This is a genomic window from Martinezella lusitana (assembly GCF_014207095.1).
Taxonomy (GTDB): Bacteria; Pseudomonadota; Alphaproteobacteria; order Rhizobiales; family Rhizobiaceae; genus Rhizobium; species Rhizobium lusitanum_B.
In genome coordinates, this window is the sequence record NZ_JACHBG010000030.1 from 1 (window position 1) to 26,431 (window position 26,431).

Consider the following 26,431-nt stretch of genomic DNA (forward strand, 5'->3'; position numbering starts at 1 on the left):
GGGATGTCGTGATTGACCACGACCTTCTGGTAATCGAAATGGTTGGAGACGACGCCGACGATGTCGATCGGCAGGGCGCCGATCTTCCAGCGATAAAGCAGGTCGTTCAGGCAGTGGCCGAAGCGCGACACCATCAAGAGCACCTTCATGCGCTTCTTGCTGTCATGGAATTCGGCGACCATGGCGAACTTGTCCGAGATCGGCTTGAAGCCCTCGACCAGCGCCGCCTCGCCGACACCCTCCTCTGAGATGAAGGAGACGCGCATGAAGAACATGCCGGTATCGAGATCGTCGAACTGGCTGGAATCGACGATGTTGCAACCCTGCTCGGCGAGATAGTTCGATATCGCCGCCACGATCCCGCGCGTCGACTTGCACGCCACTGTCAGTACAAAGCTCTTCATATCTCTAACCTCATTAAGCGGCTCATTGCTGCCGCTCGCTTAGCGCAATCAACCGGCAGGGAAAAGCTCCCGATCCGAACATGGGACAAAGCTTAGGACAGGCGGTGGAAAATTCCGTTCCCATTGCGCCCTTAAGCCGCGTATCCCCGTCGTCTTGAGAGAAGACGGGCTGAATTTGGCGGTAAAACGATCACGCGGCGACCGCGCGCTTCCGTTTCCACTTCCGCCAGCGGCTGGGTGTCGTCAGCTCATGGACGATGGCGCCGCCGAGCGCAGAGAAGAGGATGCAGCAGCTGACGAAGATCGGGGCATTGGCCAGAATGTCGATATTCAGGTGTACGCAGACGACGCGCAGTATGGCGAGCGTGAAAGCATGCGTGATGTAGATGCTGTAGGAGGCATCGCCGAGATAGTTAAGCGAGCCGATCACCGGCAGCTTTGAAAAGTCTATCGACACGGCCGAATAGACGATGACGATGGCCGGAATGCCCCACATGTAGGAGCGCGTGCTGGCTTCGCACAGCGTCTCGTTGATCAGCAGGAACGAGAACCCCATGACGAGCGCCGGCCAGGCGACCGTCTGCGGCAGCAGGACCTTGTCGAGATAGAGCTTGGCAAGCAGCACGCCCGCCAGGAATTCATAGATGATCGGATCGCCATAGAATTTGGCGGCGGTCAGATCGCCGGGCAGTATCCGGCAGAAGACGATGATGGCCGTCATCGCGACGAAGAGCGCGGCCAGGCGCCATTTTTCGCGCACGAGCAGCAGCAGGCCGAACACGAAATAGAAGAACATTTCGTAATTCAGCGTCCAGCCCGGCACGACCACCGGCACAGTCAGCGTCGGATCGGCCGGATTTTTCCATGGAAGGAAGAACAGCGAGGCGATGACATGCGGAAACTCGAACACCGTCGATTTCAGCAGCGTCGGAGCTACCAGTGCGACAAAGGCGGCAAATAGGGTCGCCAGCCAGTAGAGCGGCACGATGCGCTGGATACGGCGCCGGTAGAAATCCAGCGGGCGTATCTCGCGCCCTGCCGTCGTCAGCCACATCACGAAGCCGCTAAGCACAAAGAAAATGTCGACGCCGGTCTCGCCAAAGAGATGGAAGACCGTCTGGAAGCCGGGATCGACCTTCGGCACCTGCAGCACCGAATGAAAATAGACGACCATCAGCGCAGCGATGGCGCGCAGATACTGCAGCTGGACAAGCATCCCGATCCTCACGCGGCCGCGACCGACGCAAATACGCTCAGCCCGGCACTCGACTTCCATTTAGATTTTCCGACCGCACGCGAACGGTGCGCGGATTTTCCGAAACGCGCATGTAACCGACGAGCAGCCAGAGCAACCCGGCAATCTTGATGGAAAAGATCGCCGTGCCGCCAATCATCATATTCAGAAAAATGAAAAGAGAGAGTGAATGGGCGCAGCGTCTCTGCGCCGGCGATGTTCCGGCAGGATAGAGGCATACGAAGAGCCAGAAAACGATCAGACCGAAGATCGTTGAGCCGTATATGAGGTAGACGTAGCCGCTGTCGGCGAATTCACTGATGCGCGAGATCGACAGGCCGAGCATGGACTGGATGTCGAGATCGAGCATCTTCTTGACGGTAACGCCGATACGCCCGGTGAAATTGTCGCCGACCTCATCCGGCTTCATGAAATGCACGAAGAAGCCGATGAGGATGATGAGCGGCATCAGGATGAGATTGAACGCCTTCGGAATTTTGGGAAACAGAAAATAGCCGGCGATGCTGACAAAGGAAAAGATCAGCATGGTACGGGTGTCGTTGGTGAGCAGGATCAGCAGCACTGTCGAGATGCACAGCGCCTTGTCGATCTTGCCGAGCTTCGGCCAGAAGGAGAGCAGATAAATGACCGAGACGCCGCAGAAATTGGCGAGCGACACCTGCTCCAGGAAGATCGATGAGGACCGATGGTCGATGAGACCGAAGGAGAAGCGCCCCTGAAAGCCCAGCGCATTGGCAAAGAGGCCGGTCGTGTTGAAGCTCATCTGCTTGATGCCGCGCGTACTCTCGAAATATTCGGCGGGATGGAAGAGCGTGACGTAAAACGGCGTGCTGACGACTTCGCAGACGAGGAACAGCAGCACCATGAAGGAGGCGATGCGGAAGATGAGCTTGACCGTGCGTTCGCTTGCCCAGCTGCCGATGCCGGCAAAGGCGAAAATGATGAGCACGTTGCGGAACTGATCGATAAAGGTCAGGCGGTTGAAAACGGTAATGTAGATCGTCACGATCAACGTAAAGACGAGGAACAGGACGAGCGGCAGATCTTCCTCGTAGATGCCCTTCTTGAAAATGAAGGCCACGCTGGAGATCATCATAAGCCCCTCGCAGAGCACGACATGCGTGACCGAAAGCTGCATCACGTTGTGGTTGATGTAGGCGAGAATGCAATTGTAGAGCACCGAAAACAGCGTGATTGCCAGGATCGGATAATCGAGGCGTTGTTTATCGGGGAGGCTCTTCATCTACTGTCCAGGGCTGCGGCGATCTTCCAAGACCGTCATAACGATGCCGGCGCAAGGATATCAGCCACATGATTCGCGACAAAGCGCTATCCGTCCGCTTTCCATCGACAGACGCGATTGATCAGCCGGCCGGCTTGACGGCGGCGCAGCTCGGAGCAAGCGCTGTCTTCCTGCCGGCCGCGGCGGTGATTACCTTCATCTGCGGCCGGTCCTTGCCGTCACGCGGTTGGACGTTCAAGGGTTCCTGCGGCGGCCACCACTCACCGGCCGCCCAATAGCTCCAGCCGAGCCAGACGTCGCTGTTATCGGACATGATGCCGAAAACGGTTTTCAGGCCATCAAGACAAGACTCGGTTCCGGGCACTCCGAATTCGCCAAGAAAGCCGCGCTTGCCGTTCTGGCGCAGCCAGCTCGTGACGTCGGTCAATCCCTTCTGCGCGGAAGCGCTGCCGTCGCAGACCGGATGCGTTCCTGAACTATCCGCGTCGAGATACTGATGGAATTCGAAGGCGTAGAAATCAAGGGGATCCTTGACGCCTAGCATGACTGTGCCGTTGGCTCCACCGCCCAGCACGTCGGTGGACCAGCTATGCGCGCCCGACCAGTTCGTGCCGGGGACGAGGATGAGGTTGCGCGCACCCACCGTCCGGATGCTGCGAATGGCCGTATTGGCGGCTTCCAGCCAATCTGGCGCCTTGATATCGTGCGGCTCGTTCATCAGGCCGAACAGGATACCCTTGCGATTGGCGAATTCGATGGCGAGCCGTGCCCAGAAGTCGCCGAAGGCGAGATCGGTCGCCGGTGCCTGCGTCAGCTGCGTCTTGTCGTAATAGCCGAAATTATGCGGATCCAGCACGACGGTCATGCCGTGTTTCTGAATGAGATCGACGGTATCTTTCAGCCGCTGCAGTTCCGCCCCGTCGAAAGGCTGGCCGAGCACCGGCTGCAGACGCTCCCAACGGAAGGGCAGGCGCACCGTATTCATGCCCCTGGCAGCAAAGTAACGCACCGTCGCTTCCGAAGGATAGGTGAAGTTGACGCCGGGCACGCCATCGCGATCGCCGTATTCGGCGCCGGAGAGGTTGATGCCGCGATAGCAGAGCTGAGAGGCGGCAAGACCGTTGCCGGCCGGCAGCAGGGACGCAACGGTCACCGTCACTGCGAGCAGGCGGCGCAGCAGTCTCGAATTCGGTCCGGCCATGGTACGCTCCCGCTTTGAAGGAGCCATGTTCATAGGGACCATCCTCTTGAACAATGATGAATGTGAGCCGCGTGCCGCGCCCGTATGATGAGTTCCTGCGAGTGTCCTTAACAGTCCGTTAGCCAAACATTTCTAAACTTGCGGCATCTGCCGGGTGCAACTTGCCCGCGGAGCGTTGAAAGCCTGACATGAGCTCAATGGAACGAAGCAAACGATCGGACCAACTTCCGGGTTGGCGTGGCATTGAGCCGTATGACGAGTCGCGTCAGGGCTTTCGTCCGCGCAGCCCGGTGCTGCGTCCGCGAGACTTCGTCGCCGAAGCCGAGCCGGTTGCCGATGTTCAGCCGGCCGAGTCGCCGACAAGCACCACCGTTGTTCGGGAAAAGCTCCAAGCCAAACGCGAATTCGAGGCTGAAGCGATCGTGCCGCCGGTGGCGAAGCCGATCGTCGCGCCGACGGCAGCTCCGGCCATGGAGGTGCCTGTCCTACCCGCATCGCCGGCCGAAGTTCAGCCGACAGAGACCATCGACGGGCCTTTGCTGGATTTGCGCAGTGCGGTCCGCGCGATATGGGGTAAGAAGAAGCTGGTTCTCGCTCTGGCGGTCGTCGGCGCCGTTCTCGGCGCAGGTGCCGTTCGGCTTGTGCCGCAGAAATTTTCCGCCACAACCAGCCTTTATTTCGATCCTCGGCCTGCCGGTAACGCCGATTCCGGGCAGCAGGCGCCGACGGCTCCCGAACTGATCTTGACGATGATCGACAGCCAGACGCAGATCCTGTCCTCGGGCAGGGTGCTCGGTCACGTGGTCGATGTTCTGAAACTGGATCAGGATCCGCAGTTCAACGGTGGAGCAACGGGCGATACCGCCAAATCCATCGCAACGGCGGTTCTGGCTAAGGCCGCGCAGATCGCCCGCGAGGCGAGCACCTATGTCGTGACTTTGAAGGTGACGACGCGCGATCCGCAGAAATCGGCGACGATTGCCAACCAGCTCGTCTCGTCCTTCATGGAGGAGGAGAGCAAGGCGGCGGCAAGCAGCTACAAGACCAGCAATACTGCGCTGGACAGCAGGCTTGACGATTTGCGCCGGCAGGTGCTTGCCGCTGAGAAGGCAGTCGAAACCTATCGCGCTGACAATGACATGGTCGCCGTCGAAGGCAACCTGATTTCCGACAAGCGCCTGACCGCGCTGAACGACATGCTGGTGACAGCCCAGCAGAAGATGATCGAGGCTAAGGCACGCGCCGACGCCGCCGGCAAGTTGAGCTTCGAGGAGGTCGTTTCCAACAATCCGGCAGCTAGCGCCGGATCGACGGCATTGAGCAGCCTGCGTCAGCAATATGCGGCGCTTGCCGCCAATGTCGGCAGCCTGCAAAGCCAGCTTGGTGCCCGTCATCCCCGCCTTCTTGCCGCCAAATCCTCGCTGGAAAGCCTGGGGGCGGAAATCCGTAACGAATTGCAGCGGCAGATGGCCTCTGCCCGTGCCGAATACGAGCAGGCGCAGAAGGCCGAGCAGGACATTGCCAAGGAACTGACGGTGCAGAAGGCCTCTCAGGTCAATACGTCGGGCAAACTCGTCGGCCTCAACGAACTGCAACGTAAGGCCGCTGCCGCGCGCGATCTCTACGAATCTCTCCTGAAGCGGTCCGGCCAGACGAGCGATGCGCAGGATCTGTCACGGAGCAATATCCGCGTCATCTCGGAAGCCGAGCCACCGCTGACGACGGATGGACCAAGCCGAAAGGTGATGATGATCGCCGGGCTGATTGCCGGCGCGATCTTCGGCGCAGGGATGGGCATGGCCTTCGCCATTCTCCTTGGTCTCTTCAGGCATCCCGTCGTCCGCAGCTATCTCGGCAAGTAAGCCTCTCTCATCTTTCTGCGCCATGGGCTTATTGAACAACGAGGATGCAATTGTGCGCCGGCTGTTCTACATGTAAAGCGGCGCTGGATTGAATTGAGACCCGCTAATGAATGTGTGATGCGATCATTGTGCGTCATACGGCGTATTGTGAGACAACTTATGCGAGAGATGCAGCGTAACGCTTTGATCACCGGCGCCAAGGGGAACTGACCGATGGTGCCCGCGGATAAGCTTGTCCTGCCGTTTCTGGCATTACCGCGCTCCACGAAGCGTGCGCTTGCCTTGCTTGTCGATGCCAGCCTTTGCGTGCTGACGGTCTGGTTCGCCTATTGTCTGCGCCTTGACGATTGGGTCATTCTAGAAGGCATCGAATGGCTGCCGGCCATCGTCTCGCTTCTCGTCGCCATCCCCATCTTCATCGTGCTGGGTCTCTACCGCGCCATCTTTCGATATGCGGGCTTGTCGGCTTTCATGACCGTCGTGAAGGCCGTGGCAATCTACGCGCTCGCGTTCATGACAATTTTCACCGCGATCAGCGTGCCGGGCGTGCCGCGTACCGTCGGCATCCTGCAGCCCTTGCTGCTGCTGATCGCCATCGGCCTGTCGCGCATGTGGACGCGCTATTGGCTCGGCAATGCCTATCAGCGGCTTCTCAACCGCAATCAGCTCGCCAAGGTATTGATTTATGGCGCCGGCGCCTCCGGTCGTCAGCTTGCCGGCGCACTGGCCAACAGTGCCGAGCTGAATGTGGTCGGCTATCTCGACGACGATCAAAACCTGCATGGCAGCATCATGGGCGGTCTGCCGATTTACGACCCGGCGGACCTCTTGGCACTCGCGCTGTCCGGCGAGATCAAGGGCGTGCTGCTAGCCTTGCCGAACGCCACGCGGCAACGCCGCAATGAAATCCTCGAAGACATGCGCAAGGCGCGCGTCACCGTGCGCACCATGCCGGATTTGACGGCGCTGGCTCAAGGCCGTGTCGCCGTCTCCGACCTGCGCGAACTCGACATCGAAGACCTGCTCGGCCGCAACGTTATCGCACCCGATCGGGCGCTGATCGAGAAGAATATCCACGGCAAGGTGGTCATGGTGACCGGCGCAGGTGGATCGATCGGCAGCGAACTTTGTCGCCAGATCCTGAAAAACGGCCCTTCGTCGCTGTTGCTGGTCGAGCAGAGCGAATTCGCACTCTATGCCATTCACGGGGAGCTTGAAAAATCGGTGGCCGCTGCCGGTCACGCCGATATTCGCATCATCCCCTTCCTCGCTTCCGTTCGTGACGATCAACGTATCCGGCAGATCATGGAGGCATGGCGGCCGAAGACGGTCTACCATGCCGCCGCCTATAAGCATGTGCCGCTGGTCGAATACAACCCGGTCGAAGGCATCCGCAACAACGTGTTGGGAACGCAGATCACCGCCGAGGCCGCGCGTGATCACGGCGTCGAGCATTTTGTCTTGATCAGCACCGACAAGGCCGTGCGACCGACCAATATCATGGGTGCCAGCAAACGGCTGGCGGAAATGGTGCTGCAGGCCATGGACGCCGATCGCAAGGCAGGTGCGCCCAGCACGAATTTCGCCATGGTCCGTTTCGGCAATGTGCTTGGTTCGTCGGGTTCCGTGGTGCCGCTCTTCCGCCAGCAGATCCGCGATGGCGGCCCGATTACGCTGACGCATCCCGAGATCACCCGCTATTTCATGACGATTCCCGAGGCGTCGCAGCTCGTCATCCAAGCAGGAGCCATGTCCGGAGGCGGCGATGTCTTCCTACTCGACATGGGTGAGCCGGTGCGCATTGCCGATCTTGCCCGCCGGATGGTGGAATTGTCCGGCCTGACCGTGCGGGACGCGAGCGAGCCGGATGGCGACATCGAGCTCGAAATCACCGGGCTGCGGCCGGGCGAGAAGCTCTACGAGGAATTGCTGATTGGCGACAATCCGCAGCCGACGAGCCATCCGCGCATCATGCAGGCCAAGGAGGACTTCCTGCTGTGGCCTGAGCTGTCGAAGCGGCTTGCGGCGCTTGAAGCGGCGCTGAACGAAAACGACATACCTCTTGCGAGAACCCTGCTGGAAAAGCTTGTGTCCGGTTATGCACCGAGCAGCGAGGTGGTGGATCTGGTCTATCGCGAACGCGAAACGGACCTTGCCATCGATAGGCCGGATCTCGACAACGTCGAGCCGCTATAGTGTCGTTCGGGTCGATCGCTGGCGCTTTTCACCCGCATTGAGCGGAAGCAATAGAAGGGAGCCGGTAAGCGCTTCCATCCGGTATCCGTCTATTGGACGTCTTTCCGGTATGTCTGTTTATCAGCGGCTGCCGACGGCGTAACGCCAACGGCGCAGCTGGTCGCATGTGCGGAACCAGTGTGTCGACATCCGCAGCAGGAAATGCCGCTTCACGGCTCGATAATGCGCGCGGTTGCCGATCGTCGTATCGGATCGATACGGGCTGAACTCTGCGAGATTTTCCAGCGTCGCAAATGTTCCGACGCCGGTAGACCAGCCGCGTTCGAGAGCAACATCGTAGGGAAGCAGCAGCGGCTTCAGTGTCACCAGTAGTTTCATGGCTGCCTTGCGGTCGACGATGTAGCAGGCCGCCGACCCCTGTGGGCCATGCATGCAGCGGCCGATAACATCGTGCTCTGCCGTCTCGCACACTTGCTTGAAGCCGACCAGGCGGTGGTTGACGAGTTTGACGAGACCCGTCCCGCCGATACTATCCATTGCGGCGATCGCTCGCGGGATCAGCCTTTCGTTCAGTTCGATGTCGTCTTCCATGATGATGGCCATCCTGTCGCCTGTGGCAACGAATTGCTCCAGAGCGAGCAGATGGCTGCGATAACAGCCGTATTCGCCAGGCAGAAGCTTGCGGCCATTATGATAGATGAAAGACCTCTGCTGAAAATCGACGCGATCCTGATCGGCGACGGCTTTGCCATCGATGCCCGGAATTCGGGTAATGTCCAAATCATGTTCCGCAGCCTGACCGCACAAGCGCTCCCAGCGATCGCGCGAGCGATCGAGGTTGATGACATAGATACGCAAGGGCTGAACATCGTCGTCAGCAAGCGTAGAATCTATCGGGCGAGGGGTGCGATCTATCTGTTCGAGAATGACTTGTTACTCCTACAAACAGAATTGGCGCCGACGGCAACTAAAATTGCGATATTTCTACTATATACCATGCCTATGAATTGTCGCAAATCGCCACTTCTCGTCAATGTTGCATTCGCAGATAAAAGCACGTTATTCGATGTAACGAAGTGTGAATATGTCCATAGATCCGTAAGACGGCACCTTCTCTCGATTGGCCCGGGAGTTGGCGTGCCGGACGGGCCTTACTATATTTCAGCTGTGTTGCGCATCCATTGCGTAGACATGGGTGAAGGAGCGTCGCAGTCATGTGGAATAAATCGAAAATCGCCGTTGCAGCCCTTTTGCTTGCAGCCGTGATGCCTGTGGCGGCATTGGCTGACAACCCGCTTCTTCCCAAGCCCTATGTCGCGCCGGTCTATCCCTACAAGAACTTGCCGGGTGTGACCGCGCCCAAGATGGCCGCCGACGAAAAATTTCAATGCCGCACGACCACCCTGTATTCGGATGAGTTCCACGGAGGCTTCTACTATCGTGGATTGCCGCGTGTGGGCTATGTGTGCGAGCAGAATGGCGTCATTTCCAGCAGCACCAGGAAGCCGAACAATCAATTTTGGCAGTACAACGACCTCGACAGGTGAGATGCTGCAGGCGTGCCTGCTGAAATAAGCGGCAATGCATCCAAAATGAGCGCAGCTTCATATTTGAAAGTTGCGCTTTTTTAGGCGTCTATCTGAAAATAAATTTCATGTTTTCGTGTAAATGCGTGAACGTCGTTGACGAATGCGAAAATTTGCCCCAAGATTACGAAAATAAATTACGTAATGGGAACTCAAAAGTATGCGAGTTGGAATCATTGGGCTAGGGTTCCGCCTAGGATATCTGGGCTATGTGTTCAAGGCGATCGATGAGAGCTTCGAGATTGCCGGATATGTTGATCCGGAGCCGGCGGGCTTGCCTGGTTTGATCGAGAAGGGGATATCGGCTGGAAAGGCCTATGCTACTCCTCAAGAGCTGATCGCCAACGAAAAGCTCGATTTGCTGATGATCGGTTCGCCGAACCACATGCATCTCGATCACATCCGCATCGGCCTCGAGGCCGGTCTGAAGATTTTCTGCGAAAAGCCGATCGTCTCAACCATCAAGGACAGTATCGAGCTTGCTCGTCTAATGGCGAAATACGGTCATGAACGGCTGATGGTCGGTCTCGTCCTGCGCTACTCGCCCATGTATCGTGATCTGCTGGTCGCTCAGGCTGAGGGGAAGCTCGGTCACGTCGTGTCGATCGAGGCCGCGGAGCATATCGAGCCCTATCATGGCGCCTTCTTCATGCGGGATTGGCGCCGCTACCAGCACTATTCCGGCAGCTTCCTGCTGGAAAAATGCTGCCACGACCTCGACCTATATAATGGCGTCGTCGGTGCTCGTCCCGAGCGCGTCGCAAGCTTTGGCGGCCGCAAGAGCTTCATTCCGGAAAACGATCCGGCACGCGAAGGGATCAATGATCTTGAGCTTTTCCATCGCAAGCCGAGTGGCTGGATGGGGTCGGACAAGGTCTTCGATAGCGATGGCGACATCATCGACTACCAGGTCGCGATCATCGAATATGCCAACGGCGTCGGCATGAACTTCCACACCAATCTGAACGCGCCGGACCAGTTCCGCCGCTTTGCCATCATGGGTTCGCGCGGCATGGCCGAGGGCGACTTCATTCGCGGCTATTTCAACGTTCACGAGGTGCTCACCGGCAAGAAGGTGATCGGAAATACCTACGCGGCCACCGCGCTTTCGCAGCACTACGGCGCCGATGAGCAGATGGCCGCCGACATCGTCTCGCATGTTAAATTGGGCCAGCATCTGCCTGTCTCCACCTTGAATGCGCTTGAAGCGGGCATTCTGGCGCTCTCGATAGACGAGGCACGCATGAAGAAAACTGTTGTCGATCTCCGGCCGATATGGGACGAATTCGACGAAGCGCTCTATGCAAAAGTAGCCTAGGGAGGGGCGTAAGATGGGTGTTCAACGCAGCACAGTCATCTTCGCTTGGCTCCTTCTTTTTCCGGCTCTTCTCTATGTCGCCGTCATCGTCGCCTATCCGTTAGTCGACACCATTATCCTTTCCTTCACCGACGCGTCGTTGAAGAAGGCGACGAACTGGGTTGGTTTCGAGAATTACGCCAAGATCTTCAATGAGACCTTCGCCTCGGTGATCGTCCGGACGTTCATCTGGACGTTCTTCTCCGTGTCGATCAAGATGATCATCGGCACGCTGGGCGCGACTCTGATGAACTCCGCTGTTCCCGGCAGGTCGCTCTTCCGCGTGCTGATCATGCCGCCCTGGGTCGTACCCATGGCGATCGGCATCTTCATGTGGGGCTGGATGTACAACGGCCAGTTCGGCATGATTTCCGGCCTGCTGCAGCGTTTCGGCATCGTTGATAGTCCGGTGGCGTTCCTCGCCTATGGCAGTACCGCCTTCTGGGCGACGATCGTCACCGACGTCTGGATCGGCGTGCCGATGGTCACGCTTTACATGCTGGCCGCCATGCAGGCGATCCCGAATGATCTCTACGAGGCCGCCTGGACGGATGGCGCCGGTCGCTTCTATCGCTTCCGCCGCATCACGCTGCCGCTGCTGGTGCCGTCTCTGGTCACCATGTCGATGCTGTCGCTGATCGCCACCTTCAACTCCTTCGACATCATCTGGATCCTGACCCGCGGCGGCCCGAACGGCGAGACGACGACGATGATCATCGACACCTATCGCACCGCGATCGGATCCTACAAATATGGTGAGGGTGCTGCGCGTGCGGTGCTGATCTGCATCTTCCTGTCGCTCTTCTGCCTTGCCTATTTCCGCCTCACCAGCCGCTTTTCAACGGGAGCGAAACAGCGATGAGCAAGTCTTCGATGATCCATCGCTACAAGTGGTACGAGCTCATCGGCATTTATGCCGGGATCCTGCTGTTCCTGACTTTCGTGCTGGCGCCCTTCGCCGAAGGGTTTCTGGTCTCGCTGAAGCCGCTCAGCCAGCTCTTCTCGTCGCCTTACCGCTTCATTCCCGAGAACGGCTCGTTTGCAGCCTATCGCACCATGTGGACCAGCGTGCCCGGCTTCGGCTGGTATATCTTCAACTCGTTCCTGATTTCCGGTGTGAGCACTATTATCGTGCTGATCCTCGTCGTGCCGGCGGCCTATGCCTTCGCGCGTTTCGAGTTCAGAGGTGCCGGCCTGCTGCTCGGTGCCTTCCTGGCGGTCAACATGTTCTCCGGCGCCGTGCTGCTGATCCCGCTGTTTCGGCTCATGCGCTCCTTCGGCCTGCTGAACACCTATTTCGCCATGATCGTACCGGGTGTCGCGTTCCTCATTCCCTCGGGAATCTGGTTGCTGCGCACCTATATGATACGAATTCCGAAGGAGCTTGACGAAGCGGCCTTTGTCGATGGCGCCAGCCATTTCTATACGCTGCGACGCGTCATCCTGCCGATCGCGATGCCAGGCATCACCGTCGTCGCCATTACCACTTTCATCGGTTCTTATGCGCAGCAGTTCATCTATGCGCTTACCTTCAATTCGAAAACGGAATACATGCCGCTGCCGGTTGGGCTCTTTGCCTATTTCGGCCGGCAGGAGGTCGTCTGGAACGAACTCATGGCCGCAAGCTTCGTCGGTATCGCGCCGGCACTGGTCGTGATCTTCTTCCTGCAACGGTATCTCGTCAGCGGTCTGACCGCTGGCGCGGTGAAGCAATAAAACCAATCTAAAACCAGAGAACGGGAGCTTAAACGTGACATTCCATTTCAAAACGGGGCTTCTCGCCCTTGCTTTGCTCGGCTCCACGGCGCTTGGCGCTGTGACCGCCCACGCGGCTGACAAGGAGATCAGCTGGATCTATTGCGGCGACAGCATCGACCCGATCCATGTGAAATACATCAAGCAGTGGGAAGAGAAGAATCCGGGCTGGGCCGTCAAGCCTGAAGTCGTCGGCTGGGAACAGTGCCAGGACAAGGCAACGACGCTGGCTGCTGCCGGCACGCCGGTCGGCCTGGCCTATGTTGGCTCGCGTACGCTCAAGCAGTTCGCTGACAACGATTTGATCGTTCCGATCCCGATGACGGACGACGAGAAGAAGGCTTATTATCCGGGCATCGTCGGTACGGTAACCTTCGATGGAAAGCAGTGGGGCACGCCTATCGCCTTCTCGACAAAGGCGCTCTACTGGAACAAGGATCTGTTCAAGAAGGCCGGTCTAGACCCCGAGAAGGCGCCGACAACCTGGGCCGAGGAAATCGCCGACGCCAAGGCGATCAAGGAAAAGACCGGCATTCCGGGCTACGGCCTGTCGGCCAAGACCTTCGACAACACCATGCACCAGTTCCTGCATTGGGTTTACACCAACAACGGCAAGGTCATCGATGGCGACAAGATCGTCCTCAATAGCCCCGAAGTGCTGGCAGCCCTCCAGGCCTACAAGGACATCACACCTTACTCGGTCGAAGGTCCGACGGCTTACGAGCAGAACGAAATGCGCGCCATCTTCCTCGATGGCAAGGTCGGCATGATCCAGGCCGGCTCCGGTGCTGCCGCTCGCTTGAAGGAAACGAAGATCAACTGGGGTGTGGCACCGCTGCCGCTCGGCCCTTCCGCCAAGGGCCAGGGCACGCTGCTCATCACCGACAGTCTTGCTGTCTTCAAGGGTTCTGGCGTCGAGGACAAAGCAGCCGAGTTTGCCAAGTTCATCACGTCGCCCGGCCCGCAGGGCGAGTACGAACTGCAGGGCGGCGCCGGCCTTACGCCTCTGCGTCCGTCGGCGAAGGTAGACGAGTTCGTCAAGAAGGACGCTTCCTGGAAGCCGTTCATCGATGGCATCGCCTACGGTGGTCCCGAGCCGCTCTTCAAGGACTACAAGGGCTTCCAGAACGTCATGATCGAGATGGTCCAGTCGGTCGTTACCGGCAAGGCCCAGCCTGCGGATGCCCTGAAAAAGGCAACTGCCGATCTCGAGCAGTATAAGTAAGAAGCCTGCAAGTAACCGGGCCGCGCGCATTGCGCGCGGCCTTTCGAGCCCTGCCCGCCTAGTAGCGGCGCCGCGCGGAGACAGAGTTTGGGAAAGCTGCACCTTCATCAGGTCAAGAAATTCTACGGTCATTTCGAGGTCATCAAGGGCGTTGAGCTCGACGTAACGGACGGTGAGTTCATCGTCTTCGTCGGTCCGTCCGGCTGCGGCAAGTCGACCTTGCTGCGCATGATCGCCGGCCTCGACGAGGTGACCAGCGGCGACATCATGATCGATGGCGCCCGAGTAAACGACCTGCCGCCCGTCAAGCGCGGCATCGCCATGGTCTTCCAGTCCTATGCCCTCTATCCGCATATGTCGGTGTTCGAGAACATCGCCTTCCCCTTGCGGGTCGAGAGGATGCCGGAAGACAAGCTCAAGGCCAAGGTCGAGCATGCCGCCCGCATCTTGCATCTCGATCAGCGTCTGCATCAGAAGCCGGGCCAGCTTTCCGGCGGCCAGCGCCAGCGCGTAGCCATCGGCCGCGCGATCGTGCGCGAACCCAAGATCTTCCTGTTCGACGAGCCCTTGTCGAACCTCGATGCCGCCTTGCGCGCCGACATGCGCATCGAGCTGGCCAAGCTGCATCACCAGCTGCAGGCGACGATGATTTACGTAACCCACGATCAGGTTGAAGCCATGACCATGGCTGACCGGATCGTCGTCCTCAATGCCGGCGAGATATCGCAGGTCGGTGCGCCGCTGGAGCTTTATCACAAGCCGGCAAATACGTTTGTCGCCCGCTTCATCGGCAATCCCAAGATGAATTTCCTGTCCGTGACCTGCACCAATGTCAGCGAAGCGGGTGTCGAGATAGACTATAAAGGGCAGAAGGCCGTTCTGCCGGTCAAGCCGCGCGAGGGAGCCGTCGGCAAGCAGCTGACGCTGGGCATTCGTCCCGAGCATATCCTGCTCGGCGATGGCGACCTGACATTGACCGTCGTGCCGACAGTGGTCGAGCATCTCGGTGCGCAGACGGTTGCCTACGCGTCCGCAGAGGGCATTGACGAGAACTTCTGCGCCACGCTGTCCGGCAGCGCCGCCATCCGCCTGGATGCGCCGCTGAGGACCGGCATGCGTATTGGCGACTGCCACCTCTTCGATGAAAGCGGCCAGGCTTTCGAGCGCCGTGTCGAACTGACCGAGATCGACATGGATATTCTGAGTTCCTCTGCGTCTTAGCCGTTCGAATTGCGTCGAGCCGACGGCCACCAGGTCAGCACTTCCAGGAAGTGCTGACTTGCTCTAGCGGGTCCTGTTATTGGCTGGCTCAGGGCCAAGCGGAGGATGGGACCATGAGACAAACGAAAACGGCGGCCTGAGGCCGCCGTTTTCTTTGAAGCAGGATATTTCTGCCTACCAGACGAGGCCGCGTGCAGCCACGTCCTCGACGCGCGTCACAACGCCGTCGCGGTGGAACACCATCTGGTCGAACAGATTGGAAACCACGCAGGTGTGGTTGGGAATGATGCGGATCTTGTCGCCGATCTGAGGGCGGGCGCCCTTGCAGTTCGTCAGATCGATCACGCCGTGCTCTTCGGAAAGGCCCTTGATGACGGCTTCCGGATATTCCACCACATGGCCGTAATCGGCAAAACCGAGTAGGTCCGAAGTCAGCGCCTTCGAGCCGGCATCGATCACGGCGCGGTCTTCGGTCGGTCGCGACACGACGGTCGCGAGGATGTGCATGGCGCAATCCTCCTCGCGGCAATGACCGGCGCGAACCATGGATCGGTCGTTATAGATATAGGTGCCTGCACGGTGTTCCGTGGCAGCCGGCACGAGATGCGCCTCAAACAGGCTCGGCGTGCCGCCGTTGCTGACGATCGGGCAGTCGATACCTTCCTTCTTCAGAAGCGCGACGGACTCGGCCAGGAAGGCCTGTGTTGCCGCGGCATTGCTCGGTTTCGGATAACTCATCAGGCCGCCAAAGACGAGGCCTGGCTTGCCGGCGATATGCTTGCCGAGACCGGCTGCCTGTTCCGGCGTCTGCACGCCGCAGCGGGCACCGCCGGTATCACATTCCACCAGTACCGTCAGTGGCTTGCGTTCGGCAAACCAGGCGGAAAGCCCATCGACAGTGACGGTGCTGTCTGCAACGACCTTCAGGCCGGAAATGCGGTCGTTCAAGGCCGCGAGGCGAACGAGCTTCTCGGCACCGAGAATATTGAAGGTGATCAGGATGTCTTCAAAACCGGCATCGGCGAAGGCCTCCGCCTCTGTGACCTTCTGGCAATTGATACCCTTGGCACCGGCGGCGACCTGGGCGCGCGCCAGCGCGGGGATCTTGTGCGTCTTGATATGCGGACGGAAATTCAGTCCATGCTGATCCATATAGGATTGGACGCGGGTGATATTCCCGGCCAGCCGATCTTCGTCGATGATGGGGCGTGGCGTGGAAAGCTCTTCAATCCGGTCGCCGGCCTTAGGGCTGACTTCGGAGGCGATATCGTGTGCCATATCAGGCGTCTTTCTGTGCTGCCGCATGGGGATCGGCCACCATGGGCCAGATGTCTTTCCGCGCACGGCGATAGGGGGTACGAGCTGGATTGTTTGGATAGGGCGTCCCGGCCGAGCAGTAAAGGATTTCCGCAGCAATCTTCGAGAAAGATGCATAGAAGTGGTTGGTCGATTTGATGACCAAGATCTTCTTGGCCGTCGGATCGATGCCCATGACGGAGAAAAGGCTCGGGTCGAAGCTCTGTGCGCGCGTCGAATTCAGGATGATGTCGATGCCGTCGAGCTGGATATGCGCAGCATCGCCGAATGGCGCAAAGCTCTCGCCGAAACGCATCTCGGCATTGCTGACGAGGCGCACGATCCTGACGTGGCCGTCGATGGGGTTGCCCGTGCCCGGTGCCGATTTCGCTCCGAAGCGCAGCGGAATTTCCGCACCTTCGCCAGCCGCCATGCAGATCTGCACGGCCATAGGGTCCCAGATCGTGCCGATCGCCGTGTCGGTAGCGCCGCGGTCGAGCAACTCCTTCAGGATGACGGTTGCGTCGCCGGCCGTGCCGCCGCCCGGATTGTCCCAGACATCGGCGATAACGACCGGGCCTGCCTTCGCCGCCATGGCTTGGCTGACGGCCTGCTTCTCGTCGATTTGCGGCATGATGAAGGTGCCGCGTTTGGAGAACAGTTCCAGCCCTAGCTCGCGCGCGATCGCTGAACCCTTATCCGGCTTATTATCGGTCACGACCAGCAGCTTGGTGCCCATTTCGGGAACATCGCCGGCCATGAAGCCGTGAATGACGGAGATGGAGAGAATGTCGGCATCGCTCTTTTCCATCGCCATGATCTTGTCGACGAAGGAGCGCATCGGCTCGCGCGAAGTCGGGAAGACATCGATCATGCGGCAGTCGAAGACCGACATGACCGGCTTGATCCGGCCCTCGAGCGTATCGATGGCGAGCCGCCAGAGATCTTCGGCGCGATCGACGAAATCGGTGTGCGGGAATTCTTTGAAATAGACGAAGAAGTTCGCGGCGGCGAGGCGCTTTGCCGTCAGGTGACTGTGCGGATCAAGCTCGGCGCAGACGAGAATGTCCGGCCCGACGATTTCGCGGACGTGCGACAGGAAATCACCCTCGGTGTCTTCGTAGCCATCGGCGACCATGGCGCCATGCAATCCGAGCACGACGGCATCGACCGGCATCGCCGCCCGCAACTGGTCGAGGATTTCGTCCCGCAGCTCTTCATAGGCCCGGCGGTTTACCAGACCTGCCGGATCCGCCCAGGTGGCGGTGCCTTCGATCACTTCCCAGCCCTTCTGCACGGCGATCTGACGGCCCACAGTGATCGGGGCGGAACACAGCGTCGGCGTTTCCGGGTGCATGCCCGGCGGCGCATAGAGAGATGCCTCGAATGCGCGCCGGTCGATGCAGATGGGGGAGAAGGTGTTCGTTTCGGTCGCTAGAGCCGCGGTGAAAATGCGCAATGCTGTCGCCTCTATTCCATGGGGTTCGGCAGGTAACCGGTGAAGCCGCTGATCTTCCACTGTCCCTGGTGCAGGCGGCAATAATAGAGCGTCTGCCATTTCATGATGTCGATGCTGCCGTCCGACTTCTTCAGGCTGCCATCGAATTTCTTGCGAACCAGGGCCATATCGCCTTCGATCTCGATGTCTTCGAGCGTCGTGGTGGTGAAAATGGCCGTGCGCGTATCCTCAGCGAAGGACTGCGTCGCGAAGTCGCGTGCCTGCCGCAGCCATTCGTCACGATAAGCAACGAGCGTGGGGAAGGCGAGGCGCCACTTGTCGGGGCTGATTTCGCGCTTGCCGTCGATGCCGATGAAGCCTTCTTCAACGAAATCGCCCGCTACCATCGACCAGTCGGCGGCCAAAAAGGCATCGATATCACGCGGGACGAGCATCTCCCAGATCGCATGCCTGGCAGCATCGCTGACAGGGAAGGGATTCTTGAAAGGATCACGCATTGTATCCGCCGCCATTTAAATTCTTTTCATGATTTTCGATTTTCGCTAGTCAAATTCTGCTTTCTATGGTCATTTGTCAACGTATCAAGAAAATAATTTGCAGGAATCATATGATGATCGTCATGCATATGGCTCCCGTCAGATGGGCGTAAACGGCAAGCCGCGCCCCCTCGCACACTCGTAGACCGGCATCGATGACGAATTGCGAGATTGAGATGGTTTGCATCGCTTATTAAGTATCGGACGTTTAGAGCCCAGCGACAGAATAAAGGGGAAGCTGATGGATATCTTCACGACCATGCAGGACGAGAGGGGTCGGCTTTCGCAATCGGAAATCCGCATCGCCGACATTGTCCTCAACGACTTCGAATTCGCCGTTAACGCTTCCATCATCGAGCTGGCCGGCAAAGCCGATGTCTCGCCGCCGACGGTGACGCGCTTCTGCCGTCGCCTCGGCTGCGAAAGCTTCTCCGATTTCAAGGTGCAGCTGGCCCGCACAGCCTATGTCGGCATGCGTTATCTCAAGCCCGAGCCCAAGAGCATTGCGCCCGCCGATGTCGCCCAGGACATTATTACCAAGGCGCAGAATGCGCTCTTTCTGTTGCATCGCGGGCTTGACGTGGTGGCGATCGAGGCGGCGGCAAACCGGATTGCCGGTGCGGAGATGATTTATGCCTTCGGCTCCGGCGGCAACTCGTCGATGATCGCCAGCGAGATGCAGAACCGCCTGTTCCGGTTGGGCTTGCGTATTACCTCGAGCTCCGATCATAGCATGCAGCTGATGATGGCCGCGGCGGCCAAGCCGACGGATCTGTTGATCGGTTCGTCTTTCTCCGGCCGCAATACCGAACTGGTGCGCGCCTTCACGCTGGCGCGCGAGGCCAAGGTGCCGACCATCGCGCTCACGCAGAGTGGAAGCCCTGTGGCCGATGTCGCCGATGTCACCGTGCCGATCGATCTGCCCGAAGGCGACAATATCTACAGGCCGACATCGACCCGCATCGCCTATCTTGCCGTGCTGGATATTCTCGCCAGCCTCGTCGCCTATCGTCTCCGGCCGCAAGCGACGGCGACATTGCGCCGTATCAAGCAGCAGCTCGTCACCCATCGCGACGGCGACGACCGTCAGCTTCTCGGGGACTAGAGCAATTCCCACCGAAGTGCGCGGCGTCTTTGCGTGCGGAATTGCATGAAACAACAAGTTGGAGCGGTTCAGATGTCCGTGAGGAGCTGAACCGCTTCAATGCGAACCAGGAATACTGCGTCGCGGCTTCCGCCCGCAGGTGCGTCGAAAACAACGAGAGACGGCGGCGGATGCCCGCCGCTCGGGAACTTGATAAGAGGAAAGCCATATGAGTAAATCCGTTGCCATCGTGACCGGGGCCGCAGGCGATATCGGCCGCGCCATCGCGAAGCGTCTGGCCGATGACCATGATGTCATCCTGCTCGTTGATGTCGACGAAGCCGCCGCGCAGAAGGCGGCGCAGGCGCTGGGGCCGGCCGGACGTTTCGTCGTCTTCAAGGCGGATATCACGAGCGAGATTGACACGGCCGCAATGGCGAAGGCGGCGTCGGCCCTGGGCACGGTGAAAACGCTGGTTAACAATGCGGGTGCAGCCCGCGCGGTTAGCCTGCATGATACGACGCCGGAGATCTGGCGTGCCGACAGCGCCCTCAATCTCGAGGCCGCATTTCTCTGCTTCCGCGCCGTCGAGGATATGTTGAAGGCGTCGAAGGGTTCGGTGATCAATATCGCCTCCGTCAACGGCATGGCCGTTTTCGGTCATCCCGCTTACAGCGCCGCCAAGGCCGGCCTCCTGCATTTCACCAAGCTCGTCGCCGTGGAATACGGCAAGTTCGGCATCCGCTCGAATGCGGTTGCACCGGGCACCGTGCGGACCCAGGCTTGGGAAGCGCGGGCGGCCGCCAATCCGAATGTCTTCGAGGAAGCGAAGCGCTGGTATGCGCTGCGCCGCGTCGTAGATCCCGTCGATGTCGCCAATGCCGTTTCCTTTCTCGCAAGCCCGCTTGCTTCGGCCATTACGGGTGTGTGTCTGCCGGTCGATTGCGGCCTGACGGCGGGGCAAGCTGAGCTTGCGCACACCTTCACGCAGTCTGATCACTATTGATGCCCGCCGCCAAAGGGGAATCTTGATGCAGTCCGCTGCCTATCATCTCGAAAACACCTGGTCTCCCGAGGGCGGAAAGCATGGTCGGTTGACCTTGACGCTTTTCAATTTCTCAGGCGCGCCGCTTTCGAATTTTCGCCTCGCCTATACGACCTTGACGCGTTTCATCGACCCGAAGGTCTGCGAGAATGCGGTCTTCGTGCGCCGCAACGCCAATTTTCATGAATTCGCGCCGCCGGCCGGTCTTTCCCTGGCTCCCGGAGAGAGCTGGACGTTTACGGTGTCCAGCCTGCACCGCGTTGCCAAGCATTGCACGGACGGAGCCAAGTCCGCCTATATTACGCTTGAAGACGGGAGACATATCAATGTGTTCACGTCGGATCTGCTGCTCGACGGTCGCGCCAGCGAGCCACCACCGGTGCTGTTGCCGGAAGGCAGGCTGGAGCTTCCCTTTGCCATTCAGCCTTGGCCGGCATCCATCGATCTCAAGCCGGGCGAAGGCTTCCCCGTCGCGCTCTATCCGGCCAAAGGAACCGATGCTGCGAGCGTAAAGGCGCTTGCGACCGCACAGGCGCACTTCCGCCGGCTGTTTCCCACCAGCCACATTCCCTTCAGCCTTGTCGCTGTGCCACAGGGCAAGGCGCTGCGCTTTGTTGAGCGGTCGGCACTCGCTGCGGAGGCCTATGAGCTGTCCTTCGGGGCGGATGAGATCACGCTGGCTTTCTCTGATGATGCCGGCCGTCTCTATGGCCTGACGACGCTGGCGCAGCTTCTGGACGGCGCACGGCGTGAGCCCGGCAAGTTCCGTTTCCCGGCTTCGGGCAGCATCGCCGATCAGCCGCGTTACAGCTGGCGCGGCTGCCATCTTGATGTCTCCAGGCAATTCGTGCCGAAGGCCGATGTGCTGCGCCTGCTCGATATTCTCGCCTGGCTGAAGCTCAACATCTTCCATTGGCACCTGACGGACGATGAGGCGTGGCGCCTGGAAATCCGCGCCTATCCGCAGCTGACGACCTTGGGTGTCCTGCGCGGACCGGACGAGCCGTTGTTGCCGCAGCTTGGCAACGGCGCCGAGCCTGTCGGCGGTTTCTATTCGCAGGATGATGTCCGCGAGATCGTCGCCCATGCGTCCGCGCTCGGCATCGAGGTCGTGCCGGAGATCGATATCCCAGGCCATAGCACCGCGACCCTTGTCGCTCTGCCTGATCTGGCGGACGGGCAGGAAGCGCCGGAAAGCTATCATTCCGTCCAGGGCTATCCTAACAACGCGCTTAACCCGGCCATCGAGTCGACCTACGAATTCCTGGCCAAGGTCTTCGACGAAATGGTCGAACTTTTCCCCTCGCAATATCTCCATATCGGCGGGGATGAGGTCGCCAATGGTTCGTGGCTGGCTTCGCCGTTGGCGCGCAAGCTCATGGAGAAGGAAGGCATTTCGGGCACCTTCGCTCTGCAGTCCTATTTCCTCAGGCGGATCAAGGCGATGCTCAGCAAGCGCGGCCGCAAGCTCGCCGGCTGGAACGAAGTCGCCCATGGCGGCGGCGTCGATCCGGAAAGCACCTTGCTAATGGCCTGGGAAAAGCCCGAGGTGGGCATCGAGCTGGCACGCGAGGGCTATGAGGTCGTCATGACGCCCGGCCAGGCCTATTATCTCGACATGGTACAGGCCGATGCCTGGCAGGAGCCGGGCGCGAGCTGGGCCGGCACCGTGCCGCCCGCCCATACCTATGCCTACGAGGCGGAGGGCGATTTCCCGGAAGAGCTGAGGCATCTGATGAAGGGCGTGCAGGCGTGCATCTGGCAGGAGAACTACACCTCGCGCGATTATTTCAACCGGCTGGTCTTCCCGCGCCTGCCGGCCATTGCCGAGGCTGCCTGGACGCCGAAGGCACAGAAGGATTGGCTGCGCTTTGCCGCCATCGTCCCGCTGAGCCCGAAGCTGTAACTTCGGCCGAATTTGCGTGGCCCGCGACAGCAGTGCAGCTGACAGGCGGCTAGCTCTCGTATTCTGGATTGCCTGCAGGCCGCCGAGGGAAATCTCGGCGGCCTTTTCCTATCCGCGATGAACGGCAGAAAAGCGGTTAGGCCATGCCACGCGTCCGTCGGCTTGATCACACCGATCGCCCGCTCAGTTGCCTTGAACGCCTCAGTAAAATCCCGACGAAACATTTTCGACCCAGGAACATCCAACCTTGCTCGACGTTATCGAGGCGTCATCCAAGGCAAGGAACGAAACCCGATGGACTATTATGTGACCATGGCCGCGTGCTCCGGCACCGGCTCATTTCTGATCGCAGCGCTGATGGCGCACTATGGGTGAGGGAGGTTCAGCATGGACAATGGTGATTGGAGAAGTCCCGTCATAGTCGAGCTTGGTGGGATCGGCCGTTTTGCGATCATTACCAACGCGCTCGATGCGGCAAACTGCATGAGCGAGGAATGGCCCGCCGAAGGTGGACCGGTGGCGGACGAGGCCGTCCTAGTGTGCCTGGATGCCGTCCTCGGCAAAGTCTCTGCCGAAGAGTCGAGAGAGGCTTTTCTTGAAGCGGCGCGGGAGGCCGGGCTTTACGTCAAGCCGGATGCGGGGAGCATCCACTAGACCTGCCTTACATCAGGGACAGAACGAACGCCCTGGGCCGCGGGAGGCAACGCGATCGGTTAGATCAACCAGAAAATCACGCCGAAAACCACGATGAACGCGAGGATGGAACCCATCATCCTCGCCAGCCCCTGGTTGACGTTGCCGTCGCCAACAATCAGATCATACCAGTCGCTCTTGTGGTGCATCGAAAATCCCTCAAGGTTTCCCCTATTAGGTCGTGGTTTTCTCCACAGTCAACGATTTAAAGATGATCCAAAATCTGAGTTCTCACCGTGGCGTGTGCGGAGTCCACGACCTCCATGAGGTGGCGCGCTGCCTCATCGGGCGCCGAGAAATGGCCGCCACGGGGGAGGATTCCGCGGGCCGCCACAGGGTATCCGCTTAAGGTATCGCTAAGTGGAAATTTTTGTCGTCTTCGCCCATTTCAAGACAAGTCCCATCGTACACATTCGGTGAACCGAGTGTGTTCCAAAGGAACTCGTTAGTCTTGAAATAATTGAGAAATCTACGTTTCTCAAAATGGAATGGTGCCCAGAAGAGGACTCGAACCTCCACACCCTTTCGGGTACCAGCACCTGAAGCTGGCGCGTCTACCAATTCCGCCATCTGGGCGACGGACACGCATGTAAGGGGGTGGCCGTCCGGTGTCAACAGGGTTTTTGAAGTTTTCGTGTCGATTGTGAAAAAAGCGGTTGAGGCCCGGGTCAGACCCGGGTCGCAGCCCAGGTGCGGATCAGGCCAAGTCCCTGTTCCAGCAAGGTCTTTGCCTCGTTTTCACTCGCCGCTTCCACATAGCAACGCATTTCCGGTGCATTTCCAGAGGGGCGGAAATGGATGATTCGGTTATCCACAAGCGTGACCCTGAGTCCGTCGATGTCGCTCTTCGACGCGACGGCTGCGACGGGCTTGAGGAATTCAGCGAGATTGATGTCCGAAGCGCGCAGGTGCGCCATCAGCGCGGCACTGGTTTCCACGGGGAAATTCTCAAGGCGGTCGGCGGCGGCAAAGGGCAGGTGATAGCTGCCGGCGACCGCCGAAAGCGGCCGGCCGGCCTTTGCGGCCGCGTAGAGCGTCGCCAGGACGGGCAGGAAGCTGTCGCGTGTCGGCAGCGGCTCGAAGGGCTTGCCCGAGACGGTGAAGCGGCTGGCCGTCAGTGTGCCGCCATTGGCTTCGAAGCCCATGACGCCAGTCTTGCCGGCGGCAACCGCCTCATCCATGCCCGCGATCACATAGGGCGAGCCGACGCGGGTGCGGGTAACGGCATAGGAGCCGGCCGCTTCGATGCCGGAATTGGATGTGACCGGCGTCACCACCACTTCTGCGCCGAGGAAGTTTGCGGCGATAAGGCCGAGCAGATCGCCGCGCAGGGGCTCGCCGGTTTCATCGGCGACCAGCGGCCGGTCGCCGTCGCCGTCGGCCGAAACGATGGCGTCCAGGCCGTGCTCTGGCGCCCAGCCTTTCATGAGACGGATGGTCTCGGCAGAGACGGCTTCGGTATCGACCGGAATGAAGCTCTCGGAGCGGGCGAGCGGTACGACGCGCGCGCCGTAATGGCCGAGCACCTGTCCGAAAAGGTCGCGCGCCACCGTGCTGTGCTGATAGACGCCGATGGTGAGGCTCGCGAGGCTGCCTGATGGCAGCAGCCCCTTGTTGCGCTCTAGGAACAGCGCCTCCGTCTCTGCCGTGTGGTTTTCCGCCTCGGCAGGCGTCTCGTCCAGTACGGAATCGCCGATCGCCAAGGCCTCCTCGCTGATCGCCACTTCGTCCCGCTTGTCGATCTCGCCATCCGGCCTGTAGAATTTGATGCCGTTGCGATCGGCAGGGATATGCGAGCCGGTGATCATCAGCGATGCCGCCTTGTGCTTCAGCCCGTAGAGAGCCAGCGCCGGCGTCGGCAAGGTGCCGCAGTCGATCGGCGTTAGGCCGGCACGCTTCAGCGCACCGATGCAGGTCGCCGATATCGCCGGGCTCGATTCGCGGAAATCGCGGCCGACAAGAATGAGATCGCCTGGCTTGGCATGGCCGCTCTTCAGCAGATGGTTGGCGAATGCCGTCGCATAGAGCGCGGAAGCCCGGCCGGTAAGATCCACGGATAGGCCGCGAAGGCCGCTGGTGCCGAATTTCAAGCTGCTCACGGGCAATCTCCTTGCAATGATCGCGCTGTTATGGAGCAAGCGGCGGCGGCGATCAACTCGTCGTGGAACGGCGATTTCCAGTTGCGGCGATACTGGTTTTATCCCTGCCAATGCCCCAGATAAGATCAAGGCGAGGCGCGCGTCGGTTTTGGTTCGCGGTACCCGCACGGGAGTTCATCATGGTTGCTTTTCATAGGGTTGCGCTTGGTTGCGCTTTCGGCCTTTCGTTGCTGGCACAAGCAGGGCTTGCCGTTGCGGCCTCGGATCCTCCGAAAATGGGCATCCAGCCGCCCAGCCCCGGCAATCGCGTCCTCTGCGATGCCAGAGGCTGTTTCGGTTTCGGGGAACGGCAGTTCTACACCCGCCCCGGCCAGCCGCTTCCGATCACGCCGCCCTATACCGGCGGGGTGAACCGCTACGACAGCACGCGCATTCAAATGCCCCCGCGCGAAACCTATACGCCGCCAAAGGTCGTCTACCCTTCGCCGGCCCAGCAGCGCTCGCAGCATCAGATGTGGTGCGCCAGACAGTATCGCAGCTACAATCCCGGCACTAACCTCTATTCGACCATCAATCATGGCTTCAAGGAGTGCCGTTCGCCCTTCGACTGACGGTTCGGTACGGGGAGGGTAGGCTCAACTCTCCAGCGAGGCGCGGTCGGTATGGCCGAGATCGCGTTGCGGGTCGATGACATCCCGCACGCGCTGCTTCAGCTCCTTTGGCCCTGGGAAGCCGCCGTCGCGCTTGCGCTCCCACAGCAGTTCGCCACCGATGCGGATTTCGAAGACGCCACCGGTGCCGGGTATCAGCGCCACTTCGCCGAGACTGTCGGTAAAGGTCTGCAGTAGTTCTTGCGCCATCCAGCCGGAGCGCAGGAGCCAGTTGCACTGGGTGCAGTAGAGAATGGTGATCCGGGGCTTGTCGCTCATCGTCATTATCCTCGTTGTTTGCTGACATTTATGCTCAAGATTATTCGCCTGCAAGCGGAAGCGAGCGCAGCAAAGGTAT

General features: G+C 59.6%; 24 protein-coding genes and 1 tRNA gene. 13 read left to right on the top strand and 12 right to left on the bottom strand.

The features are described from left to right. The 4 genes from GGD46_RS30640 to GGD46_RS30655 all read right to left on the bottom strand — a co-directional run. Nucleotides 1-404, bottom strand: a 404-nt coding sequence (locus GGD46_RS30640) for an ACT domain-containing protein (protein WP_409527725.1), incomplete at its 3' end; no start/stop codon positions are given. Between the two features lie 190 nt (nt 405-594). Then, nucleotides 595-1,620, bottom strand: a complete 1,026-nt coding sequence (locus GGD46_RS30645) for an acyltransferase (protein WP_184710929.1) — start codon at nt 1,618-1,620, stop codon at nt 595-597. A gap of 37 nt (nt 1,621-1,657) precedes the next feature. Continuing rightward, on the bottom strand, nt 1,658-2,902 hold the full coding sequence (locus GGD46_RS30650) for a hypothetical protein (protein WP_184710931.1): 1,245 nt from the start codon (nt 2,900-2,902) through the stop codon (nt 1,658-1,660). A gap of 121 nt (nt 2,903-3,023) precedes the next feature. Further along, on the bottom strand, nt 3,024-4,103 hold the full coding sequence (locus GGD46_RS30655) for a glycoside hydrolase family 5 protein (RefSeq protein WP_184710933.1): 1,080 nt from the start codon (nt 4,101-4,103) through the stop codon (nt 3,024-3,026). Between the two features lie 188 nt (nt 4,104-4,291). On the opposite strand from GGD46_RS30655, the gene GGD46_RS30660 reads away from it, so the two are divergent. Together GGD46_RS30660 and GGD46_RS30665 are read left to right on the top strand one after the other, a co-directional pair. After that, a complete protein-coding gene (locus GGD46_RS30660; protein WP_184710935.1) occupies nt 4,292-5,965 on the top strand; it encodes a GumC family protein in 1,674 nt (557 codons plus the stop codon). Nucleotides 5,966-6,178: 213 nt separating this feature from the next. Further along, nucleotides 6,179-8,161 carry a polysaccharide biosynthesis protein gene (locus GGD46_RS30665; protein WP_184710937.1) on the top strand — a complete coding sequence of 661 codons (1,983 nt, stop codon included), beginning with the start codon at nt 6,179-6,181 and terminating at the stop codon, nt 8,159-8,161. A 120-nt stretch (nt 8,162-8,281) separates the two neighbouring features. Here the strand turns inward: GGD46_RS30665 and GGD46_RS30670 are convergent, their stop codons facing one another. Next, nucleotides 8,282-9,019, bottom strand: coding sequence for a glycosyltransferase family 25 protein (locus GGD46_RS30670; RefSeq protein WP_210325775.1), 738 nt, complete (start codon nt 9,017-9,019; stop codon nt 8,282-8,284). Nucleotides 9,020-9,375: 356 nt separating this feature from the next. Here GGD46_RS30670 and GGD46_RS30675 point away from each other — a divergent pair, with 356 nt between their 5' ends. The 6 genes from GGD46_RS30675 to GGD46_RS30700 all read left to right on the top strand — a co-directional run bounded on the left by GGD46_RS30675 (nt 9,376) and on the right by GGD46_RS30700 (nt 15,305). Further along, on the top strand, nt 9,376-9,708 hold the full coding sequence (locus tag GGD46_RS30675; protein WP_184710939.1) for a hypothetical protein: 333 nt from the start codon (nt 9,376-9,378) through the stop codon (nt 9,706-9,708). 199 nt (nt 9,709-9,907) lie between these two features. Then, complete coding sequence (locus tag GGD46_RS30680; protein WP_184710941.1) at nt 9,908-11,065, top strand: Gfo/Idh/MocA family protein; 1,158 nt, start codon at nt 9,908-9,910, stop codon at nt 11,063-11,065. Nucleotides 11,066-11,078: 13 nt separating this feature from the next. Continuing rightward, nucleotides 11,079-11,966: a carbohydrate ABC transporter permease gene (locus GGD46_RS30685; protein ID WP_184710943.1), complete on the top strand. Its 888-nt coding sequence runs from the start codon at nt 11,079-11,081 to the stop codon at nt 11,964-11,966. Then, complete coding sequence (locus GGD46_RS30690) at nt 11,963-12,820, top strand: carbohydrate ABC transporter permease (RefSeq protein WP_184710945.1); 858 nt, start codon at nt 11,963-11,965, stop codon at nt 12,818-12,820. Before GGD46_RS30685 ends, GGD46_RS30690 begins: the two co-directional genes overlap by 4 nt. A gap of 34 nt (nt 12,821-12,854) precedes the next feature. After that, nucleotides 12,855-14,084 carry an ABC transporter substrate-binding protein gene (locus tag GGD46_RS30695; protein ID WP_184710947.1) on the top strand — a complete coding sequence of 410 codons (1,230 nt, stop codon included), beginning with the start codon at nt 12,855-12,857 and terminating at the stop codon, nt 14,082-14,084. Nucleotides 14,085-14,171: 87 nt separating this feature from the next. Beyond that, nucleotides 14,172-15,305: an ABC transporter ATP-binding protein gene (locus GGD46_RS30700; RefSeq protein ID WP_184710949.1), complete on the top strand. Its 1,134-nt coding sequence runs from the start codon at nt 14,172-14,174 to the stop codon at nt 15,303-15,305. 174 nt (nt 15,306-15,479) lie between these two features. Here GGD46_RS30700 and GGD46_RS30705 read toward each other — a convergent pair whose 3' ends face one another. Genes GGD46_RS30705 through GGD46_RS30715 form a run of 3 tightly spaced genes read right to left on the bottom strand, consistent with a single transcriptional unit; the run spans nt 15,480 to nt 18,557 of the window. After that, on the bottom strand, nt 15,480-16,583 hold the full coding sequence (locus GGD46_RS30705; protein WP_184710951.1) for a D-TA family PLP-dependent enzyme: 1,104 nt from the start codon (nt 16,581-16,583) through the stop codon (nt 15,480-15,482). Between the two features lies 1 nt (nt 16,584). Further along, the gene (locus GGD46_RS30710; protein ID WP_184710954.1) at nt 16,585-18,060 is read right to left on the bottom strand and encodes a M81 family metallopeptidase; all 1,476 of its coding nucleotides are present in this window, start codon (nt 18,058-18,060) and stop codon (nt 16,585-16,587) included. Between the two features lie 11 nt (nt 18,061-18,071). Next, nucleotides 18,072-18,557, bottom strand: coding sequence for a hypothetical protein (locus GGD46_RS30715; RefSeq protein ID WP_184710955.1), 486 nt, complete (start codon nt 18,555-18,557; stop codon nt 18,072-18,074). Between the two features lie 280 nt (nt 18,558-18,837). Here GGD46_RS30715 and GGD46_RS30720 point away from each other — a divergent pair, with 280 nt between their 5' ends. The 4 genes from GGD46_RS30720 to GGD46_RS30735 all read left to right on the top strand — a co-directional run bounded on the left by GGD46_RS30720 (nt 18,838) and on the right by GGD46_RS30735 (nt 23,285). Next, a complete protein-coding gene (locus tag GGD46_RS30720) occupies nt 18,838-19,701 on the top strand; it encodes a MurR/RpiR family transcriptional regulator (RefSeq protein WP_184710957.1) in 864 nt (287 codons plus the stop codon). A 208-nt stretch (nt 19,702-19,909) separates the two neighbouring features. Further along, complete coding sequence (locus GGD46_RS30725) at nt 19,910-20,686, top strand: SDR family oxidoreductase (RefSeq protein WP_184710959.1); 777 nt, start codon at nt 19,910-19,912, stop codon at nt 20,684-20,686. Nucleotides 20,687-20,711: 25 nt separating this feature from the next. After that, nucleotides 20,712-22,631, top strand: coding sequence for a beta-N-acetylhexosaminidase (locus tag GGD46_RS30730; RefSeq protein WP_184710961.1), 1,920 nt, complete (start codon nt 20,712-20,714; stop codon nt 22,629-22,631). A gap of 387 nt (nt 22,632-23,018) precedes the next feature. Continuing rightward, nucleotides 23,019-23,285 (top strand): DUF982 domain-containing protein, encoded by a 267-nt coding sequence (locus GGD46_RS30735; RefSeq protein ID WP_184710963.1) that lies wholly within the window; start codon nt 23,019-23,021, stop codon nt 23,283-23,285. 59 nt (nt 23,286-23,344) lie between these two features. On the opposite strand, the gene GGD46_RS34335 is transcribed toward GGD46_RS30735, so the two are convergent. From GGD46_RS34335 to GGD46_RS30745, 3 genes are all read right to left on the bottom strand, one after another. Next, complete coding sequence (locus GGD46_RS34335) at nt 23,345-23,473, bottom strand: hypothetical protein (protein WP_280949786.1); 129 nt, start codon at nt 23,471-23,473, stop codon at nt 23,345-23,347. A gap of 340 nt (nt 23,474-23,813) precedes the next feature. After that, a tRNA-Leu gene (locus GGD46_RS30740) sits at nt 23,814-23,900 on the bottom strand. Nucleotides 23,901-23,992: 92 nt separating this feature from the next. After that, nucleotides 23,993-25,414 (bottom strand): phosphomannomutase, encoded by a 1,422-nt coding sequence (locus GGD46_RS30745; RefSeq protein ID WP_184711045.1) that lies wholly within the window; start codon nt 25,412-25,414, stop codon nt 23,993-23,995. Between the two features lie 188 nt (nt 25,415-25,602). On the opposite strand from GGD46_RS30745, the gene GGD46_RS30750 reads away from it, so the two are divergent. Continuing rightward, complete coding sequence (locus GGD46_RS30750; protein ID WP_184710966.1) at nt 25,603-26,034, top strand: BA14K family protein; 432 nt, start codon at nt 25,603-25,605, stop codon at nt 26,032-26,034. A 24-nt stretch (nt 26,035-26,058) separates the two neighbouring features. On the opposite strand, the gene GGD46_RS30755 is transcribed toward GGD46_RS30750, so the two are convergent. Next, nucleotides 26,059-26,352 (bottom strand): SelT/SelW/SelH family protein, encoded by a 294-nt coding sequence (locus GGD46_RS30755; RefSeq protein WP_184710968.1) that lies wholly within the window; start codon nt 26,350-26,352, stop codon nt 26,059-26,061. Nucleotides 26,353-26,431 lie beyond the last annotated feature (79 nt).